Genomic DNA, 20,524 nt, shown 5'->3' on the forward strand with positions numbered 1-20,524 from the left:
CTAAAAATTTCAAGCTACAACAGATAACTGTGTAGCTTGAAATGACATGAGCAAATTTAGCTTTTTAAATTAATCTCAATTCGGTTACTTTCGTCCATCATGGCAGCTTTAGCACGAATCTTCGCTTCTAACTGGTCGATAATTTTATCATTATCAAAACGTTCTTTTTGGCGCTTGCCATCTTCATAAAAACCGCTTTTGGTTTTTGCGCCTGCTACACCTAACGTTGACACTTCAGCCTCACCTGGGCCATTAACCACACAGCCAATAATCGAGACATCCATCGGTGTAATCAGGTCTTCTAAACGCTGTTCAAGTTCATTCACCGTACCAATCACGTCAAATTCTTGGCGTGAACAGGTTGGACAAGCAATAAAGTTTATGCCACGAGAACGAATACGCAGTGATTTTAGGATATCAAACCCAACTTTAATTTCTTCGACAGGATCCGCTGCTAATGAAATACGCAAGGTGTCGCCAATTCCTTCTGACAGTAACATACCAAGGCCAATCGCGGATTTAACTGAACCCGCACGCGCGCCCCCCGCTTCGGTGATCCCTAAATGCAGCGGCTGGTCGATTTTATTTGCCAGTAAGCGGTATGAGCCAACGGCCAAAAATACGTCGGATGCTTTAACGCTGACTTTAAACTGATCGAAATTCAGTCTATCCAAGATATCAACATGACGCATCGCGGATTCGACTAACGCTTCAGGCGTTGGCTCACGATATTTTTCTTGAATATCTTTTTCCAATGAACCGCCATTCACACCAATACGAATAGGAATGCCATAATGACGAGCACAATCAACAACTTGGCGAATACGTTCTTCACTACCGATGTTGCCAGGGTTAATCCGTAAGCAATCCACGCCATATTCAGCAACTTTCAACGCGATGCGATAATCAAAGTGAATATCTGCCACTAATGGCAAGTTAACTTGCTGTTTAATCAGTTTAAAGGCTTCCGCAGCGTCCATCGTCGGAACAGAAACACGCACAATATCAGCACCTACACGTTCGAGGGCTTTAATTTGGCGGACAGTGGCTTCGACATCAGTAGTGCGGGTATTCGTCATTGACTGAACAGCGATGGGGGCACCGTCGCCTATTGGCACGCTACCTACATTGATACGGGTGGATTTGCGTCTTTTTATCGGTGATTCGTTATGCATTTTTCTTTAATTCTCCGAACGTCCATGTGCTCTTTGTTACCGTGGTATAGTGTTAACTATTGCTTCTATGCGTTCCACTATACACAAGAAAGCAAACTATAACCTATCAAAAAAGATGTTTTCGGATATAGTTTGCTTCTTCTTTACAATATTTTTTAAGCTTCTGGCAGCTTGAATTTCGCAGGGCGCTTCGCTTTGATAAAACGGCTTAAATCAACGGGATTACCTTGGAATTGAACGGTGACATTAGCAGGTGCACCAATATTCAAGCGGTAAGGCGCTGTGCCATCCAATTCCAGTTTATCACCATTATTTTTAGCGCCACTGAATAAAATTTTATTATTCGCATCACGAACTTCTAACCAGCACTGCCCTGTAAAATTCAGAACTAATGCACTGCTACTAACTGGTGCAGGTTCTTCCGTTTGCGTATTTTGCGTTCGATCTTGTGAAACAGTCGATTGAGGTGCATTCGGTAATGGAATGGTTCTCACGTTTGCTTGTTCAGAAGCACTATTTGATACAGCACCTTCTGGAGCCAATGTTTCTGACGTATTTTCCAACACCGCTGTTCCCACTGTAATTGAAGGATCATCGATTGGATTCGGTAATTCAACAGGTGTTGTGTTGTTGTCTTGTTGAGACAAAACCAAATCACTTTGATTTGCCATCGAGACTAATTCATCTTTTTGCGCGTTGTGGTCTTGCCACCACCAAATACCTACCATTGCTATCAAGATAATCACAATCAACCACGTCAGTTTCATTAACCAACCTTCGCGTTTTTTGCGTTTTTTACCCAACGAGTAGCTTTGCATTGGTGATACTTTCGCCAGAGGGATAGGCTCTTCCACTTTCATGAGTGCCTTAATATCACTTTCTGGTACGCCAACCATCCGCGCATATAAACGAATATAACCACGTAAAAAAGTGGGTTCAACACCAGCAGGAGCAATGTCTTCTTCTATCTCTTTTACCGTACTGGTTTTAAGGCATAATCGTTCTGCAACAATATCTTGCGTTAGCCCCATGCGCTGACGTGCCTGCGCTAATAATTGTCCTACAGTGACTGTAGTTTGTTCGGTATTATTTTCGATAGTCATTTGCTGGCAACACTATTTCCAAGTTAAAAAATATAAAGCAAATATTTATAAGCTCTATTCGTCAGAATTTATCATAGTTCTGAAACAACAATTAAATTTATCTTATTGCTTCACTATTGTAGGTGAACAAAGGCGTTTTGCCTAACGTAAAAACGCCTTGAAACATTACCTAACTCACTTATTGGATAATATCTATAAATCAGACTGATTTTACTTGGATAGGTTCCCCTGCTAAGCGTTTTTTCAACGTTCGCTTGGTTCTATCGATCACATCGCCAGCTAATTGACCGCAAGCTGCGTCGATATCATCACCACGAGTCTTACGAACTATAGTCGTAAACCCGTATTCCATCAACACTTTAGAAAAACGATCGATACGACTGTTCGAACTTCGACCATATGGTGCTCCTGGGAATGGGTTCCATGGGATCAAGTTAATTTTGCTTGGTGTGTTTTTTAAACATTCGGCCAACTGGTGCGCTTGTTCTACGCTATCATTCACGTGATCGAGCATCACATACTCAACAGTGACACGGCCTGCATTCGCATTCGATTTTGTCAGGTAGCGATTCACACTATTGAGGAAGGTTTCGATATTGTATTTTTTATTAATTGGAACAATATCATCACGAATATCATCAGTTGGTGCATGCAGTGAAATCGCCAATGCCACATCAATCATATCACCGAGTTTATCCAGCGCAGGAACGACACCTGACGTTGAAATCGTGACTCGGCGTTTTGATAAACCAAAACCAAAATCGTCTAACATGATTTCCATCGCAGGAACAACATTGTTTAAGTTAAGTAATGGTTCACCCATTCCCATCATCACAACGTTTGTAATTGGGCGGCGTCCACTGGATTTTAGTGAACCAATAATTTTTGCGGCACGCCAAACTTGACCGATAATTTCGGAAACACGCAGATTACGGTTGAAACCTTGTTGCGCTGTCGAACAGAATTTACATTCCAGCGCACAACCCACTTGGGATGAGACACACAATGTTGCACGATCAGCCTCTGGAATGTATACCGTTTCAACCAGTTGATCGCCAACTTTAATCGCCCATTTGATGGTGCCATCCGATGAACGTTGTTCATCTGCCACTTCAGGAGCGCGAATTTCAGCCACTTCTTGTAACTTGGCACGAAGGACTTTGTTGATATCCGTCATTTGCTCGAAATCATCGTAGCAGTAGTGGTAAATCCATTTCATAACCTGATCGGCACGGAACGGTTTCTCACCCATTTGTGCGAAAAATTCACGCATTTGCTTGCGATTTAAATCGAGTAAGTTAACTTTTTGATTCGTTTTTTCTGGTGTGACAGAAATAGCGGAAGATGTTGCACATTGTGCATCAGTCGTCATATCGGACATGTGTATTGCCTCGTTGTTACACTTTCGGCAGTGCTGAGTTCAGCACGACGTAGATTTTGAGTAGTCTTAAAAATATAAGCGCCCTGCTAAATTATAGCAGGGCGTGGCATTGTACAAACTTTACAACAATAATGCTAATGCACGTTTATTAACGTGGGCAGATTTCATCAGCAGTGAAAAAATACGCGATTTCACGTGCGGCAGACTCTTCAGAATCTGAACCGTGAGTTGCGTTCTCTGTGAAACTGTCTGCGTAGTCAGCGCGTAAAGTACCCGCTAATGCGTTGTCTGGATTAGTTGCGCCCATCAGGTCACGGTGACGTTGAATTGCATTTTCGCCTTCTAACACTTGCAGCATGATTGGGCCAGAAGTCATGAATTCAACCAGACCATCAAAGAAAGGACGGCCTTTGTGTTCAGCGTAGAAGCCTTCAGCTTGTTCACGCGTTAAATGCATCATTTTAGCAGCAATGATTTTGAAGCCCGCGCTTTCGAAACGGTTGTAGATAGCACCAATCACGTTTTTCTTCACAGCGTTTGGTTTAATAATAGAAAATGTACGTTGAACAGTCATAAATAACCTCTTAGCGATTTATTAGGCCTTTATTCTTTGCTCTTCCCTGTAAGTTAGGATGCAAGAACGTAAAATAGGGGCATGTTGTAGTTTTTTATATTATTTCTAATTCGGATATTAGGGTTTTTGCCTCTAAAAATCAGCGCACCTAGGAAAAAGAAAAATAAGGCGTTGATTATAGGGGCTCTGATTACAATTTCCTACAGTCACAACAACATTTTGTTAAAGTTTTTATAGCAAAAAACACTATTTTTTCGGGTAAGTCACGTTTTTCCTCTGTTACTTAACTCTAAAGTTTAGCGCGGTGACTTGCCCGCTTAAATCTAAAACAGATATTTGGTAATTTCCGCTTTTTTCGAGCGTGAGCAAAATAGAGCCATTTTGCTCAGTGGAGTTCACTTGTTCACCATTTAAGAACCACCATTTCTGCCCTTGCCCACCTTGTGTGACTAAGCGTAAATCCAAGCTAGTTTTCCCTGGCAAGCGCTGTAAAACTTCCCCATCACGCACACCCGAAATCAATAACGGTGGCATTTCTAATTTCAATGGCGGGCAGCTTAAATCGGCTTTTGGTAGACGATTTTCACGTTTTTCACTTGAAGGCAACCAAGACTCAACCGTAATTGGCCACAAATGCACCTCTTTTTCTTGAGCCTTTGGACAATCTGCTGCTACTTGTAAACCTTGGTCATTGACCCAAATTTTTTGCCTTAGTCCTAATAATGATTCTTGATCACGTGCCATTAATGTTGGCGGGATGGTGTTATCCAAAACCCAACTTAAACGCCGCTGACGGCAATTGTTATCGTCTTTTAATAACGCTGTCCCCCCTGGCCAACAAATCACCGCTTGGCTAACACTTGCGGGCTTAGTATCTTTTGGTAGCGTCTCATGAGAGAGGTAAATTCGGCTCAATAACATGCCATTGACTTGGTTCATAATCGGGATGGCCGTTGCAACGCCTAATTGCCCCGCGACGGGTGTGGCATCAGGTCTTCCAACCCAAACCCCGATGGTATATCGCGGATTGACACCTATCGCCCATGCATCTCGGTAACCGTAACTTGTCCCTGTTTTCCAAGCCAAGTTCAGTTGCCCTGATAAATTAGCCTCTGGAACTGGACGTGCCTCTCCTCCCATAATACGACGGACAATCCATGCAGCTCCTGGCGACATCAATGCCCTATCGCGAATTTCATCCGTCGGTTTAAAACGCAGCGGCGATACATTACCTTTGCGTGCAAACGCACTATAAGCTGACACCAAGTCTTCCATCCGCGTTGCTGTACCGCCTAAAATCAACGACAAATTTGGCTCACTGCCCATAGGGAAACGTAATTCAGTACCCACGTTACGCAATTGTGCGGTAAAGCGTTTGCTGCCATACACATCTAATAGTTGCACTACGGGCAAGTTTAATGAGCGCACCAGCGCATCACTCACGCTCACAGGGCCGTTAAAACCGCTATCAAAGTTACCTGGTCGGTAATCATTAAAACGCCTAGGCACGTCCTGTAGCAATGATTCAGCGTGGATCAGGCCATCATCCATCGCTAGCGCATATAAAAACGGTTTTAATGTCGAGCCTGGAGAACGCCAAGCGCTGACCATATCTACATGACCAAAACGGCTATTATCTTGGAAATCTATCGAACCTATATAGGCTTTCACCGCCATATCAGTGTGATCGACCACTAAAATCCCCAAGGAAGTTTGCTTGGGAAGTTGGTTTTTCCAGTTCATTGCCATGTCTTCCAGTTGACTCTGTAAACTGGCATCAATGGTCGTGTCAATGATCGACTCTTGAGCATCTTTGGTCACTCGTCGAGCCAACAGCGGGGCAGAATGTGGGTTTTTACGTGGTGCGAGCCAAATTTGCTCTTGCTTAATATCCGCCACTTTTTCGTGGCTCCAGACTTGGTATTCTTCAAGTCTATCCAGCACTTTATCTCGCGCCGCTTGTGCCCTTTCTGGATAGCGGTCTGGTCGTAAGCGGCTTGGTGCTTGTGGTAGCACTGCAAATAATGCCGCTTCACTGGCAGTAAGCTTGGCAGGGGATTTATTCAAATACACCCAGCTTGCCGCACCAATACCTTCTATCGTGCCCCCATAAGGCGCACGGTTTAAATACATTTCGAGAATATCATCTTTCGAATAATGATATTCCAGTTGAGCCGTTCGCCACAATTGCTTTAATTTTCCCCCCAGAGTACGTTCATGGGGGTCGATAAGCCGTGCCACTTGCATGGAAATGGTACTACCACCAGATACAATTCGCCCTGAGCTAACAAACTGCCCTGCCGCACGCACTAATGAAAATGGGTTCACGCCAGGGTGACGATAAAAATGACGGTCTTCGTAAGTTAATAGCGCTTCGATAAAATCAGGGGAAACCTCATCAATTTTGACAGGAAAACGCCAAATTCCGTCTTTATCCGCAAAACGCCACAGTGGTGTGCCATCAGCGGCCACAACGGTTCGTGCCATTTCGATCTGTTTGATTGGCAAAGGCCAAATTTTATCTGCTGCTAAAAATAATAACGGCAGCAAAATGACCAAAGACACGAACGTAATGCCTGTGCGACGTAACCATTTTTTCATTGATGGGTGTACCGAAAAAGAAGTAAAGAAAAGCCCTTATATTCCACAACATAAGGGCCTAAGGTGATAATTAGCGAACGATTTCGACTTGCCCTTCTGAGTAGCCAGTTGCACGCCAATCAGGGACATACATTGACTCAACTTGTGGGACAGGGATGCTATACACACCTGGTGTCACGGCACGCGCTAAGTAAACCAAGGTTGTTGGGCGATACTGCTGAACCTCAACGGCAGCCACAAAGCGATCGTCACGGTATTCCATATGACGAATTTGTGATTGTTGCATGTCATCAATCAGTTCTTGCAAATTCGGTGCTGATTCACTTAAATTCGCGCTGCTATTGGCTAAGTTTTGGTTTTCCAACTCTAAGCCCGCAGGCAGCAAATCTACGACTAGTGCATCTGGCACGCTTTGCGATGCTTGAACTTCCAGTTTCACCACCACCATTTCACCGCTTCTTAATCTATCCAGTGAAATACGGTTACCTTTCATATCAAAGTAACTGCGTTGAATTCCTAGTACATTCGACATTGGTTTCGGTGAACGTTGTGGATAACCCACCACATTCAGGCGCGTATACAATGTGTTTGTGCCACTGTTTTCAATGCTATAGCCGTTTTGAATTTGGCCTTTACTTAAGAACTCACTAACAGGTTTGTCCGAAATCATCGGCGGTTCTTGCCCGTTAATTAACGCTTTCCACGGCGCTTCAGACTCATTCAAGTAGAAACGCCCTGCTAAGAACAATGCATTGCTTTCTTGAGTTGAGAAATAACGTTGCGAAGTCAGGTTATTTGACAGCGTTTGCAGTTTTTGGTCACGGGATTTCGGCATCAAATTATATTCATTTAATAACGCAATGATCATCGCATCATCACGAATGGTTGAGCCGTAATCACCAATATAGTTATAACCAGTACGTTGTTTTTTCAAGCCCTCAATAATCGCACTTTCACCACGGGATTTATCCCCCATCAGATTTAATGCCACCCCTAACTGAACCAATGGTAACCCGCTGATTGCATTGTTACTTTGGCTATACAGTTGGCGCAATGCCCCTAATGGTGCTTTTTGCTGTGATGCTAACACTAAACCTGCATACGCCTGTGTCGCAAAACGTGCAGCTGGCTGGTTGTCAGTGTATGGGTAATTGATTTGATTACCATCTTGCAAGTAACTTAACAGACGCGTATTGGCGTTGCTCAGTGCATCTTGCGGAACAGTGAAGCCACGTTGATTCGCTTTGTTTAAGAAATCTGCGGCATAAGCCGTTAACCAGTATTCTTCACGGCCGTTTCTATCCCATAAAGAGAAGCCACCATCGCCGCGTTGCATGCTTAACAGGTGTGGAATACCAATTTCAATCGCTTTATGGCGATCCGCATCTGTTTGCGTTTTAATCCCTAGCTTGTTCAGCTCCGCTTGTGTGGAGAACAATGACGGATACAGACCACTGATAGTTTGCTCAAGACAACCGTACGGATACGCAAATAGCTCGCGAATATAACGAGAAATATCTAACGGTGGACGGCTAGTTAACAGGACTTGCCCTTCCAGAGTTTCAGGGTTCAATGCCGCTATTTGATTCGTTGGTAATGACCACACTGTACCTGGTTCAATTGCGGTTGCAAACGCTACAGTTTCCGCAGGTTGAGCAGGACGCACGCCCACTTTCCAGCTGTTGCTGTAATCTTTGTTCGCTTCCCCGTCAATCTTCATGCCATTAATGGTCATCGACACTTCACCTTGACCAAAACCATAGTCAGCTTTGACAGGTAAATTGATTGTCGTGCGCTTACCTTTTGGCAGCGCTAATTCACGGCTCGTCACACCATCCAACTTCACCATGCCTGACGCTTTGAAATTCACGGTCAGGTTTTGCGTGTTGTCTGTCATGTTAGTCAGGTCGAGGGCGAAATAGGATTTATCACCACCTGCCATAAAACGTGGCATCGACATTTGCGTCACTAACGGTGCGGCAACAATCACTTTGCTATCTGCATGGCCGAAATCTTTTTCATTCCACGCTTGTGCCATCACACGCAGTTCACCATTAAAATCAGGGATTGCGAGGGAGACTTCCCCTTCCCCATTTTTATCCAATGTGACAGGCTTGGCTTGCTCAGCGATAATCTGTACTTCTGTCAGTGGCTTCATGCCACCCCGTTCCAGCGCAGCCTCTTCGCTATCACCACCAAAACGCAGGTTCGCAACTTTACCTTGCCCTTCAATCAGATGACCATAAACGTCATATTGGTCAACACTGTAACGCTTACGACCAAAGAATGCGTCGTATGGGTCTGGCGTTTTGAAATCGGTGATATTCAGTACACCCGTATCCACCGCAGATAACAGCACATTCACTTTTTCAGGAAGTGGCTTGCCATCTTGCGCTGTCGCTTTAATCTTCACCGTTAAGTCTTGGTTCGGGCGCATTTTATCTGGCGACGTTAACGCTAAAGCAATTTTACGGTTTTCATCCGCAATCGGCAGATGCAGCACACCTACAGCACGTTTAACGGTGGCTTCTTTCGAGTCATCACCTGGGCGAACGACAACAGCTGAAATATATAAATCATGACGTGCCCACTCTTTATTCACAGGCACTTCAACGTCTAAGCCTTTTTCAGGCACATCTATCTCTTCCCACCATAGAGGGCCATTGCTCGATTCAAGTAGAACGTAACCTTTACCTGCTTTTGGTGATTCAATGCGAACTTTCGCCTTTTCACCTGGTAAATAAGCGGGTTTGTTCAGGCTTAATTTCACTTGGTCAGGGCGTACAGAACCGCTTCCGCCAGTGTTATCTTGCCATGAATAGCCCGCCCAGAATTGCAGGCTAGAGACTAACTGGTTTTCTGGATTCAGCACTTCAATGCGAAACGCGCCCCAATCCACAGGGAACGAGACTTTGGCAGTACCGTCTTTTGCAATCGCGATATTTTCATTCGCCATCACTAAATCTTTTTGGTCGTAATTGGATGACCAACCACCACTTTCAGACCAACTCCAGTAATAATCGCGACGCTCATACACTAAACGCACGGTTAAGTTGTCAGCAGCTAGTTTATTACCCGCCGCATCCGCCATAACTAATTCGAACTCCGCCAGTGAATTTTCGTCCACATTATGGCGTTTCACATAACGGTCGGTGCGATAATCATAGATTTCTTTTTTCGCGAATAATGGGCGAATACCCACCAGTTTTTCCGCTGGCCAAATCGCTTGTTCCGCACGGCGCGTCACAGGGCGACCACCCGCTTCTAATAAGCTGGCCTGTAAAACCGCAGAAATTGGTGAACGAGTCGAACTCCAATTGCTATTTGGGATAGAAATAACCGTTTCACCATTGCTATCGAGTGTTAGGTCAAATTCATCCAACTTACGTGGTAAGCCTTCTTCATTGACGGCACCAAATTCAAAACCTGGCAATTTTGCGACAGCTTCACGGTTCGCTTTCAGGAGTATTTGCCCTTGCAGCTCATTGCTCGCCGCTGGTGCACCATACAAATAACGACCTTGAATATCAAAATCAACAGACTGAGTGGTTAAACGCGGCACATCACTGCCAACGATTTCTAATGCCATGCGTTCTGGCATAAAATCTTCAACATTGAACTTATAGTAACGCTGAGGTGAGCCATCCCCTAAATCAAAGCGTAATGACCAGCCACCAGTTTCGGCATTTTTTGGAATTTCAAATTGGTATTGATATAACCCATTTTGGTTTTCCTCAGGTTGCCAAACAAAGCTGCGCACCACTTGCCCATCGGTTTTCAAGATGTCAACTTTAACAGGCTGAGATTTAACAGGGTTACCATCACCATCACGCAGCAAACCATTTACTAGCAATAATTCACCAGGACGATACAAATCACGAGGGCCAAAGGTAAAGAATTGTTTTGCAAAACCTTCAGGCCCTGAAATATCGAATTCAGAAAGGTCCAACGCAGGTTGTGTTAAATCGATCATACTGGTTTGCCCATCATGGGTTGCCAGTAACAACTTGCCGCCAGCCAATTTATCTAATTGCGCATGACCGTCACCATCAGTGGTACCTTTGGTCACTAATTGGCCTTTTTCATCCAAAATACGCAATTCCACGCCTTTAATTGCGGAACCTTTAGCTAATGACTGAGTGAAAATATCCACACGGTCTTGGTAGCTGTGCAGCGATACGCCAATATCACTTAAAGTGAATACTGTTGCAGGGAATTGATAGCTGTATGAACCCGCTTTTTGCATGATTGCAAGGTACACGCCATCTTGCTGAAGTTCTTTGATGTCTTTCAGTGGCAATAAAATGGTCTGGCGGGTATTTTTATCTGGATTTAAATCAAAACGCCCTGTATAGGCCAGTTCAACCTTATCAAGAAATTCTTCGGAGTACCAATACTCGTAGTTACTGCGGTATTGCCACTGAGCTAAAAATTGCGGTAACTGTTTTTCATCCACACGGAAGAAATTCACATCCACTTTATCGACATTCAGCGCAATAACAGGCAAGCCTTGTGCCACTTTACTTGGTAATAAAGAACCTTTACTTGCAAAGCCAACGGTAGGAATGATTTGCGCCGTGGTGAACTTTTTATCGAACGTTTCAGAAATAGTGCGCTCATTAACCGCTTTAATACCTGGATTAATAGTAAGGTTTAATTCTTTTGACGGCGGTAAATGGCGAAAACGCAGTTCCATTTGATTATCAGACAGTTCCCAAGCACCATCTAATTTCCCTGACTTCACATCAATCAGGTTCACAAACTGCCCGAAATCTTGATTTGCTTGTAGCGGAACAGAGAAGGTAATGACCATCGCACTTGCACCATCAAGCTGCAATTCAGACGCATCCAGTACCGTTAAATCTTTCCCTGCGTATTTTTTAACTAACTCTTCAGTGGAAAGTTTTGGTGCTGTTTTTTTTTGCTCCGCAACGGGTGCCGTTTTGGTTTGATTTTCTGTCGACGATGCAACATTGTTTTCTTTTGTGGTTGGCTCTTTCGCGGTGTCATCACAACCAGATAATGCCACGACCGATGCTAATGCGATTGCAATATAGCGTTTTTTCGTTTTTAGACCCGCCAATGAAGCCCAACTAGATTGTTGTTTCATTACCGCCCGCCCTTTAATTAGTTAGAAATATTCTGTTTTTTTAAGGTATTAACAGGAAGTTAAAACCCATTATGCATTTAGAATGGCTTTAGATTATGCATAAATGAAAACGATAGATTTTTGTTTCATTCATCAACATAATTTAACAGAATGTGATCAAAAGACCTATCAGACAAAACGGAAAAAACTATCAGAGGCTAAAACAGTGGGAATGCGAGATATTTTATAAATAGGAAGTGAAATATACGTATAATTAATTATCAATAATCTGTTTATGAGTGAGAAAATACAGTTTCCCCACTCAATACGTGATTTTATCAGGTATTTTTTACAGGGATAGTGTCACGTAAAAAACTGCCTAAACGGCGCTGATAAAACGGCTGAACATGTTGAGTAATAAAATGACTAATACCTTTTTCATGTTCATTGACCACACAAAAATCAATCGATTCATCATCATTTAAATACTCACAAGCTAATGTACCTGCTTCATGAATAATTGTATCGATATTCTCTGCGCCAGTGGTAAATTCCAATGCAATCATTAAAATAGGGTTTTCGTCACCCTCTTCATCTTCAAGCGCTGACACCATAAAAGCCCGTCTGACGACCTTATGTTGCTTAAAAAACTCAGTCAGCGCATCGACAATCGCTTGTGGCTCTTCATCTAACACACTTAATTTCAACGAGGAACCTTTCGGCACCGTTAACTCTGTAAATTGGATCTCAGTTTCTTGGTTCGCATTATGATTGTTCGATTGCTGCGACATGCTCATCCCCTACCATGAAAAAATAATCGTTTATTATACGCGTACTTTTGTTGAGGTAAAAAATTGTTGAGATAAAAAATAGGCACGGAAAGTTTCCCCTTCGTGCCTGATATCAATAATCGCAATTTATTTTGCTTTACTGATTAATAAATTCGCTAATGTTCTCACACCTATACCTGTTGCGCCCTCAGCCCATAGGCTGACTGGCGATTTACGGTACGTTGCAGAGCAGTCAATATGTACCCAATTTTGACGGTAGTTTTCAACAAAGTGGGATAAAAATGCTGCGGCGGTGCTCGCACCTGCGGTGTGTGATGGCGCTGCAATGTTATTTAAATCGGCAAAGCCTGATGGCAACTGTTGACGATGGAATTCTGCTAGTGGCAAGCGCCAAAATAGTTCAAACTCTGCATCAGAAGCACTCATTAAATCGGCAACTAATTTATCATCAAAGCTTAAAACGCTGTGGTAATCGCCACCTACGGCTGTTTTTGCTGCGCCCGTTAAGGTTGCTGCATCAATGATAAGTGTTGGTTTTTCTTTGCTTGCATCAATCAAACCGTCCGCAAGGACTAAACGACCTTCCGCATCCGTGTTCATAATTTCAACGGACTTACCATTACGGTAACGAATAATATCGCCTAATTTAAATGCATTGCCGCTGACCATGTTGTCTGCTAGGCACAAGAACATTTTGACACGTTTTTTCAAGCCGCGTGAAATGGCTAATGCTAGTGCGCCAGCTAGTGTTGCTGCCCCGCCCATATCCGCTTTCATAGAGTTCATAGAAGAGGATGGCTTGATGCTATAACCACCTGAATCGAATGTAATTCCTTTACCCACTAATGCCGCAAATACGGGCGCATCAGGGCTTGCTCCTGGATTATAATCTAATGCTAAGAATACAGGTGGGCGGCTAGAGCCACGACCGACGGTATGAATACCTGCATAACCTTGTTCTAATAAATCATCACCTTTTACAATACGATAGCTAATATCTTGCGCACCAACGGTACAGAGTAAATCGATAGCACGTTGAGCCAATTGTTCAGGGCCGAGTTCTTCTGCGGGCGCATTAATCACATCGCGCACCCAATCCACGGTGCGAATGCGGTTTTCTAATTCTTTACGGTCATCCTCTGGCAATACAGGCCATTCAATGGTTCTTGCCCCTTTGGGTGCACGAAAACCTTGCCAAAATGCCCAACTTTTTTCTAAATCCCAACCCTCGCCAGTCAGTGCAACATTGCGGATACCCTGGCCGTCTAATTTGCGACCCGCACTTTGCACTGCACAAAGTTTACCAGCGTGCTTCAGGTGGATTGTCATTCCTTTATCGCCAGAGCTTAACAATGCGCCCTCGCCCCAACAAGGTGCTGCTGGCTCACAAGAAATCATTACTGGCATAATTTGTTTTGTCATCGTTTTTCTCACTTTGTCTATTTTTACCGACAGCAAAAGCCCAATAATCTATCGGCAGATGCCTTTACCTTAACCGATAAATAGCGTTAGCGATATCATTATAGTGCTGATATAAAATAAAAAACCGAGCACATTTTCTAATGATTGCTCGGCCTTTAATATTAATTGCTAATTATTCGAACTCATCCAGCCAAACTAACAAGATAGCTTCTAGGATTTTTTCATTCGACTTTTGCGGGTCATCATCAAACTCTTCTAAGTCGCAAATCCATTGGTGCATATCCGTAAAACGAACTGTTTTAGGGTCGACATCTGGAAACGCGTCATACAGTGCTTCGCCGATTTCACGGCTATTTGACCATTTTAAACTCATGTTCTCTCACCAATTTGATTATTAAGCTTTCGTTAGCCCCAAATATAACCCACAATCCAACGTTCGAAATAGTTCACGTGTATCCAGCACCCCTACAACGCAAAATATGACTAACTATTCAATGCTCTAGATAGTTCGTGTTGTAGGTAGGCGGCGATTGAGGGTATCTCGGGGAGCATACAAAAGTATGTGACCCGAGTACTTGAAAGAAGCCAACACCCCTACAACGCGAAATATGACGAGCATTTCGATTTTTTAGATAATTCACGTTGTAGCTAGGCGGCAAATTGCGCTAATCCCTAGGAGCATACAAAAGTATGTGACTAGGGATTAGCGAAAGAAGCCAACAACGCTACGGCGTGAAGTATGACAAAAATCAGTGTTCGCGGGCGTGATTGATAGTATATTTAGGCAGCTCCACCACTAAGTCCTCATCCGCTACCATTGCTTGGCAACTCAGTCGGCTTTCAGGTTCTAGGCCCCATGCTTTATCCAGCATGTCGTCTTCTAATTCACTGCTTTCTTCTAGAGAATCAAAGCCTTCGCGCACTATACAATGGCAGGTTGTGCAGGCACAGGATTTCTCGCAGGCATGTTCCAGTTCGATACCGCTACGCAGTGCCACGTTTAAAATCGACTCACCCTCTTGTGCTTCAACTACAGCACCGTCTGGACATAAATCACTATGAGGTAAAAAAACTATTTTAGGCATAATTATATCTCATCCACAGAATGGCCTGACAACGCTTGGCGAATAGATGCATCCATTCGACGCGCAGCAAAATCCTGCGATTGCTTATCCAGTTGTTTAATGGCATTTTCAATTGCGATGGGGTCAGTACCCTCAACCGCTTTAATTAACTCATTGACCGCATTATCAATTTCTGACTCTTCGTTTGGCGTCAGTAAATTTGCATCTTGGGCTAATGCGCTCGTTAAACTTTCAAGCACTCTTGCCGCTTCAACTTTTTGCTCCGCTAGGCGGCGCGCAGTTAAATCATCTTGCGCGTTAGTCATTGAATCTTTAATCATGTTTGAAATTTCATTGTCTGTTAAACCATAGGATGGCTTAACTTGAATTGAGGCTTCTACTCCCGTGGATTTTTCCATGGCGCTCACGCTGAGCAGGCCATCGGCGTCCACTTGGAATGTGACACGAATATGCGCACCACCTGCCGCCATAGCGGGGATATCACGCAGAGTAAAACGCGCTAAAGAACGGCAATCTGCCACCATTTCACGCTCACCTTGTACCACATGAACACTCATTGCAGTTTGACCATCTTTGAATGTTGTGAACTCTTGTGCGCGGGCAACTGGGATAGTGGTATTGCGTGGTATAACTTTTTCCACTAACCCCCCCATGGTTTCTAAACCAAGGGAAAGTGGGGTCACATCCAGAAGCAGCATGTCACTGTCAGGCTTATTACCCACTAAAATATCGGCTTGGATAGCCGCGCCAATGGCGACAACTTTATCAGGGTCGATGGAGGTCAGTGGTGTTTTACCAAAAAACGCCCCCACTTTTTGACGCACAAGTGGCACACGCGTCGAACCACCGACCATCACGACATTTAGCACTTCATCCGCTTCTACGCCCGCGTCTTTTAATGCACGACGGGATGCCATTAACGTGCGCTTAATATGCGTTTCAATCAATGCTTCAAATTGTTCGCGATGAATTTTCCCCTGCCAACTAGCCAGCTCAATAGTGGCTGTGTCTGCATCACTCAATGCAATTTTTACGTCAGTGGCAATATTCAATAACTGGCGATTTAAATGGTGGTCACCTTGCAGTGAAACACCGGCTTGGTCGGCAATCCACTGCGCAAGAACGTGGTCAAAATCATCACCACCAAGCGCTGTATCGCCTCCCGTGGCTAATACTTCAAACACACCACGACTTAAACGTAAGATAGACACGTCAAATGTGCCGCCACCGAGATCATAAACTGCGATTACCCCTTCTTGCCCTGAATCTAAACCATAGGCAATTGCAGCGGCGGTCGGCTCATTAAGCAAGCGCAACACATGCAGCCCCGCAAGGCGAGCCGCATCTTTGGTTCCTTGACGCTGCGCATCATCAAAATAAGCGGGCACCGTGATCACCACGCCATCCATTTCTCCGCCAAGGGTGTTTTCTGCGCGTTTTGCCAGTGTTTTTAAGATATCGGACGACACTTGAATAGGGTCAACTTGCCCTGTCGCTGTATGGATGAACGGTAATCCGTTTTCACTCGCGGTTAATTGATAAGGCAAATCAGGGTAGCGTTTTTGAATATCAGCCAATGAACGTCCCATCATTCTTTTTACAGAAATAATGGTATTCACGGGGTCTTGTTCTGCAAGTTGCTTTGCATCCCAACCTACACGCTTATCCGTAGTTTGGTAATTGACGATAGAGGGCAGCAAAACACGCCCTTGGCTATCTGGTAGTGCAGCTGCTTCACCACTACGTACCGTGGCGATCAACGAGTGCGTCGTACCTAAGTCGATACCCGCCGCCAATTTGCGTTGGTGCGGCGCAGCGGTCATACCTGGTTCACTGATTTGTAATAAGGCCATAATCGTTTTCTCTTAAAATTCGTCCAGTAACCGTTCTTCGAGCTGCTCAGCTTGTTGCTGTAACTTATCGAGAAAACGCAGCTTACGCACAGTATCAGCGGCTTTTTCCCACTGCATCGCATCTAATTCGTTGACCATTAGCAAGTTTCTATCTTGCTGCATTTTTTTGACGTTCTTTATAAACACCGCCAATAAGTCAAGCGAATTGGCATTGTTTTCGATATTGTCGAGCTCTTCACGTAGCTCAAGTTGTTCCATCAAAAATACAGTATCATGCATAGTATGTTGTTCATTATTAATATCGAAACCATGCAATGAAAGCAGGTATTCCGCGCGTTTTAGCGGATGACGTAAAGATTGGTAAGCCGCGTTGATCGTGGCGGCTTTTTGAAGGGCTTGCATTTTTTCCTGCTCAGAGGAGGCAGCAAAACGATCAGGGTGGTATTGACGCTGTAAATCTTGAAAGCGCTGTGTGAGTTGTTCGCTATCAATTGCGTAATTTTGGGTTAACCCAAAGAGAGTAAAATAATCCATAAGTGCTTAGTGTCTCGAACCGGTTACCAATGCAACAAACACGTTGTTTAACAGTATCAGCTACATTGGTCGAAAATCATGCGTTTATGAAGGCATTATACGTGAAAACTTTCACCGCATCCGCATTCGCTATTGACGTTAGGGTTATTGAATTTAAACCCTTCGTTTAAGCCTTCTTTGACGAAATCCAGCTCGGTACCATCTAGATAAACGATGCTTTTACCATCGACAATGACTTTTACACCTTTATCTTCGAAAACTGTGTCTTCTTCATTGATTATATCAGCGAACTCAAGAACATATGCCATTCCTGAACAACCTGAAGTTCTTACACCTAAACGCAAGCCTTCACCTTTACCGCGATTTTGCAGGAAAGATTGAATACGCAGCGCTGCACTTTCTGTAAGAGAAATAGACATTGCAAACCTCACTTTAGAAACAAACAAGGCAGATGCTACACAATTGTCGCATCCGCCTTCAAATTATTTTTATACCTTTCACCCCGTTGATAAGTAATCACTTACTTAGCGATATTCAACATGTTGGATGAGCGATATTTTGACCAGATATAGGGCGGTAACTTTTTGTTATTTATTAATATGGGTTGCCCTATAAACTGATTTAAACCTTATTTGCTTTGGCGTTTGCTTTTGTAATCTGCAATAGCAGCTTTAATTGCATCTTCTGCCAAAATTGAGCAGTGAATTTTCACTGGCGGCAATTCTAACTCTTCTGCAATCGCTGTATTTTTGATTGACTCCGCTTCGTCTAAGCTTTTGCCTTTCATCCACTCAGTCACCAGTGAACTTGATGCAATTGCTGAGCCGCAACCGTAAGTTTTAAAGCGTGCATCTTCAATAATGCCGTCATCGCTAACTTTGATTTGCAGCTTCATGACGTCACCACAAGCAGGTGCACCTACCATCCCACTGCCGACACTTGGGTCACTGTTGTCGAATGAACCAACGTTGCGTGGGTTTTCATAATGATCGATAACTTTTTCACTGTAAGCCATTTTTAAACTCCTGAAACCGTCTGATTAATGGTGAGACCATTCGATGCTGTTAAGATCTACGCCGTCTTTAAACATTTCCCATAAAGGAGACAGCTCGCGTAAGTGGCCAATTGCGCCATGAATCATTTTGATTGCATAGTCAATTTCTTCTTCTGTCGTGAAACGACCTAAAGAGAAACGGATTGAGCTGTGTGCTAGCTCATCATTCATCCCTAAAGCGCGCAGTACATAAGAAGGTTCTAAGCTTGCAGAAGTACATGCAGAGCCTGAAGATACAGCCAAATCTTTTAATGACATCATCAGTGATTCACCTTCAACATAGTTGAAGCTGACGTTCAGAATGTGCGGCGCACCGTGTTCCAAATCACCATTGAGGTAAACTTCTTCGATATCTTTAATGCCATTCCACAGACGTAAACGCAGGCCACGCAGACGTTCAGATTCCGCTGCCATTTCTTCTTTAGCGATACGATAAGCTTCACCCATGCCCACGATTTGATGTACAGGTAATGTCCCTGAACGCATACCGCGCTCATGACCGCCACCGTGTTGTTGTGCTTCAAGGCGAATACGCGGTTTACGGCGAACATACAGCGCACCGATACCCATAGGGCCATACAATTTGTGTGCAGAGAATGACATTAAATCCACTTTTAACGCACTTAAGTCGATAGGTAATTTACCCACGCTTTGTGTTGCATCCACGTGGAAAACGATGCCTTTGCTACGGCATAATTCACCGATAGCCTCGATATCCTGAACCACACCGATTTCGTTGTTCACATGCATGATAGAAATCAGAATGGTTTCTTCGCGAATAGCGTCAATTAGGTCTTGCATCGCAATTAAGCCATTGCTTTGTGGTGACAAATAGGTCACTTCAAAGCCTTCACGTTCTAATTGGCGACAAGTGTCTAAAACGGCTTTATGTTCCGTTTTACAGGTAATAATGTGGTTGCCTTTCTTTTTATAGAAATTCGCTGCGCCTTTAATGGCTAAGTTATCAGACTCCGTTGCGCCTGACGTAAAGACGATTTCACGCGGGTCAGCACCCACTAATTCAGCGATTTGGTTGCGTGCAATATCAACCGCCTCTTCGGCTTGCCAGCCAAAGCGATGAGAACGGGATGCAGGGTTACCGAAGTTCCCATCCATTGTTAAGCATTGCATCATTTTTTCAGCCACACGCGGGTCAACCGGTGTTGTTGCTGAATAATCAAGATAGATTGGTAATTTCATTGCTCACATACTCCAAAGGACAAGCTAACTTGCCTTTAATTTTTTAAAGACACCGATGGCGGAACTTAGCTCTTCGTCTAGGCACTCACTACTCGGTATCGACTGCAATTTTTAATATAATATTTTAAGCACGTACATTGATAATGGATTCAGGCGTGATGCCGTTTGGCATGCTTTTACGTTGTTCATTATCTTGTCTATCAGCCACAACCATCACTTCTTGATTTTTCACGAGCTCATCAAGACTGATGCTGCTAAGGAAACTGGTGATTCTGTCACTTAAGTCACGCCATAATGCATGCGTTAAACAGCGGTCGCCGTTTTGACAACCTTCTTTATTACCTTGGCAACGGGTTGCATCAACCGATTCATCAACCGCAGCGATTACCTCAGCAACAAAAATTTGGTCAGCGTCTCTACCAAGCAAATAACCACCGCCCGGACCGCGAACGCTAGAAACTAGCTCGTTTTTACGTAAACGAGAGAAAAGTTGCTCAAGATAAGAGAGGGAAATTCCCTGACGTTCAGAAATATCAGCTAAAGGTACTGGACCAGACTGAGAGTGTAACGCGACATCTAACATCGCAGTTACTGCGTAACGTCCTTTGGAAGTGAGTCTCATAACATATTACTCCGTGGTAAAATATGGCTGAATTGTGACA

At 43.9% G+C, this 20,524-nt stretch carries 16 protein-coding genes; all 16 read right to left on the bottom strand.

From position 1 onward, the window contains the following. Positions 1-56: 56 nt before the first annotated feature. The 16 genes from ispG to iscR all read right to left on the bottom strand — a co-directional run bounded on the left by ispG (position 57) and on the right by iscR (position 20,484). Complete coding sequence (gene ispG / locus PSF27_RS05570) at positions 57-1,175, bottom strand: flavodoxin-dependent (E)-4-hydroxy-3-methylbut-2-enyl-diphosphate synthase (protein WP_206082450.1); 1,119 nt, start codon at positions 1,173-1,175, stop codon at positions 57-59. Positions 1,176-1,330: 155 nt separating this feature from the next. Further along, on the bottom strand, positions 1,331-2,278 hold the full coding sequence (gene rodZ, locus PSF27_RS05575) for a cytoskeleton protein RodZ (protein WP_206082451.1): 948 nt from the start codon (positions 2,276-2,278) through the stop codon (positions 1,331-1,333). Between the two features lie 199 nt (positions 2,279-2,477). After that, complete coding sequence (locus PSF27_RS05580; RefSeq protein WP_206082452.1) at positions 2,478-3,659, bottom strand: bifunctional tRNA (adenosine(37)-C2)-methyltransferase TrmG/ribosomal RNA large subunit methyltransferase RlmN; 1,182 nt, start codon at positions 3,657-3,659, stop codon at positions 2,478-2,480. Between the two features lie 148 nt (positions 3,660-3,807). Further along, positions 3,808-4,233 carry a nucleoside-diphosphate kinase gene (ndk, locus tag PSF27_RS05585; RefSeq protein ID WP_206082453.1) on the bottom strand — a complete coding sequence of 142 codons (426 nt, stop codon included), beginning with the start codon at positions 4,231-4,233 and terminating at the stop codon, positions 3,808-3,810. Between the two features lie 279 nt (positions 4,234-4,512). Then, on the bottom strand, positions 4,513-6,834 hold the full coding sequence (gene pbpC, locus PSF27_RS05590) for a peptidoglycan glycosyltransferase PbpC (protein WP_272681048.1): 2,322 nt from the start codon (positions 6,832-6,834) through the stop codon (positions 4,513-4,515). A gap of 70 nt (positions 6,835-6,904) precedes the next feature. Beyond that, positions 6,905-11,944, bottom strand: coding sequence for an alpha-2-macroglobulin family protein (locus PSF27_RS05595; protein WP_272681049.1), 5,040 nt, complete (start codon positions 11,942-11,944; stop codon positions 6,905-6,907). Between the two features lie 317 nt (positions 11,945-12,261). Next, the gene (locus PSF27_RS05600) at positions 12,262-12,714 is read right to left on the bottom strand and encodes an enhanced serine sensitivity protein SseB C-terminal domain-containing protein (RefSeq protein WP_225819013.1); all 453 of its coding nucleotides are present in this window, start codon (positions 12,712-12,714) and stop codon (positions 12,262-12,264) included. A 126-nt stretch (positions 12,715-12,840) separates the two neighbouring features. Beyond that, positions 12,841-14,136, bottom strand: a complete 1,296-nt coding sequence (gene pepB / locus PSF27_RS05605; RefSeq protein WP_206082457.1) for an aminopeptidase PepB — start codon at positions 14,134-14,136, stop codon at positions 12,841-12,843. 172 nt (positions 14,137-14,308) lie between these two features. Continuing rightward, entirely contained in the window at positions 14,309-14,509 is a 201-nt protein-coding gene (gene iscX / locus PSF27_RS05610; RefSeq protein WP_004912658.1) for a Fe-S cluster assembly protein IscX, read from the bottom strand. Positions 14,510-14,885: 376 nt separating this feature from the next. Beyond that, a complete protein-coding gene (gene fdx, locus PSF27_RS05615; RefSeq protein ID WP_206082460.1) occupies positions 14,886-15,221 on the bottom strand; it encodes an ISC system 2Fe-2S type ferredoxin in 336 nt (111 codons plus the stop codon). 2 nt (positions 15,222-15,223) lie between these two features. Then, a complete protein-coding gene (gene hscA / locus PSF27_RS05620) occupies positions 15,224-17,074 on the bottom strand; it encodes a Fe-S protein assembly chaperone HscA (protein WP_272681050.1) in 1,851 nt (616 codons plus the stop codon). Between the two features lie 12 nt (positions 17,075-17,086). Beyond that, positions 17,087-17,608 carry a co-chaperone HscB gene (hscB, locus tag PSF27_RS05625; RefSeq protein WP_272681051.1) on the bottom strand — a complete coding sequence of 174 codons (522 nt, stop codon included), beginning with the start codon at positions 17,606-17,608 and terminating at the stop codon, positions 17,087-17,089. 95 nt (positions 17,609-17,703) lie between these two features. After that, complete coding sequence (gene iscA / locus PSF27_RS05630; protein ID WP_047756461.1) at positions 17,704-18,027, bottom strand: iron-sulfur cluster assembly protein IscA; 324 nt, start codon at positions 18,025-18,027, stop codon at positions 17,704-17,706. A 209-nt stretch (positions 18,028-18,236) separates the two neighbouring features. Then, positions 18,237-18,623: a Fe-S cluster assembly scaffold IscU gene (iscU, locus tag PSF27_RS05635; RefSeq protein ID WP_206082463.1), complete on the bottom strand. Its 387-nt coding sequence runs from the start codon at positions 18,621-18,623 to the stop codon at positions 18,237-18,239. Positions 18,624-18,647: 24 nt separating this feature from the next. Beyond that, positions 18,648-19,862 (bottom strand): IscS subfamily cysteine desulfurase, encoded by a 1,215-nt coding sequence (locus PSF27_RS05640; protein ID WP_225819018.1) that lies wholly within the window; start codon positions 19,860-19,862, stop codon positions 18,648-18,650. Positions 19,863-19,986: 124 nt separating this feature from the next. Then, positions 19,987-20,484, bottom strand: a complete 498-nt coding sequence (iscR, locus tag PSF27_RS05645; RefSeq protein ID WP_206082465.1) for a Fe-S cluster assembly transcriptional regulator IscR — start codon at positions 20,482-20,484, stop codon at positions 19,987-19,989. Between the last annotated feature and the right edge of the window lie 40 nt (positions 20,485-20,524).

This window comes from Providencia sp. PROV129, from assembly GCF_028482245.1.
Taxonomy (GTDB): Bacteria; Pseudomonadota; Gammaproteobacteria; order Enterobacterales; family Enterobacteriaceae; genus Providencia; species Providencia vermicola.

Bases quoted from the DNA above. Each gene is read 5' to 3' on its own strand.
- ispG (WP_206082450.1), bottom strand. From the start codon at position 1,175: ATGCATAACGAATCACCGATAAAAAGACGCAAATCCACCCGTATCAAT.
- rodZ (WP_206082451.1), bottom strand. From the start codon at position 2,278: ATGACTATCGAAAATAATACCGAACAAACTACAGTCACTGTAGGACAA.
- PSF27_RS05580 (WP_206082452.1), bottom strand. From the start codon at position 3,659: ATGTCCGATATGACGACTGATGCACAATGTGCAACATCTTCCGCTATT.
- ndk (WP_206082453.1), bottom strand. From the start codon at position 4,233: ATGACTGTTCAACGTACATTTTCTATTATTAAACCAAACGCTGTGAAG.
- pbpC (WP_272681048.1), bottom strand. From the start codon at position 6,834: ATGAAAAAATGGTTACGTCGCACAGGCATTACGTTCGTGTCTTTGGTC.
- PSF27_RS05595 (WP_272681049.1), bottom strand. From the start codon at position 11,944: ATGAAACAACAATCTAGTTGGGCTTCATTGGCGGGTCTAAAAACGAAA.
- PSF27_RS05600 (WP_225819013.1), bottom strand. From the start codon at position 12,714: ATGTCGCAGCAATCGAACAATCATAATGCGAACCAAGAAACTGAGATC.
- pepB (WP_206082457.1), bottom strand. From the start codon at position 14,136: ATGACAAAACAAATTATGCCAGTAATGATTTCTTGTGAGCCAGCAGCA.
- iscX (WP_004912658.1), bottom strand. From the start codon at position 14,509: ATGAGTTTAAAATGGTCAAATAGCCGTGAAATCGGCGAAGCACTGTAT.
- fdx (WP_206082460.1), bottom strand. From the start codon at position 15,221: ATGCCTAAAATAGTTTTTTTACCTCATAGTGATTTATGTCCAGACGGT.
- hscA (WP_272681050.1), bottom strand. From the start codon at position 17,074: ATGGCCTTATTACAAATCAGTGAACCAGGTATGACCGCTGCGCCGCAC.
- hscB (WP_272681051.1), bottom strand. From the start codon at position 17,608: ATGGATTATTTTACTCTCTTTGGGTTAACCCAAAATTACGCAATTGAT.
- iscA (WP_047756461.1), bottom strand. From the start codon at position 18,027: ATGTCTATTTCTCTTACAGAAAGTGCAGCGCTGCGTATTCAATCTTTC.
- iscU (WP_206082463.1), bottom strand. From the start codon at position 18,623: ATGGCTTACAGTGAAAAAGTTATCGATCATTATGAAAACCCACGCAAC.
- PSF27_RS05640 (WP_225819018.1), bottom strand. From the start codon at position 19,862: ATGAAATTACCAATCTATCTTGATTATTCAGCAACAACACCGGTTGAC.
- iscR (WP_206082465.1), bottom strand. From the start codon at position 20,484: ATGAGACTCACTTCCAAAGGACGTTACGCAGTAACTGCGATGTTAGAT.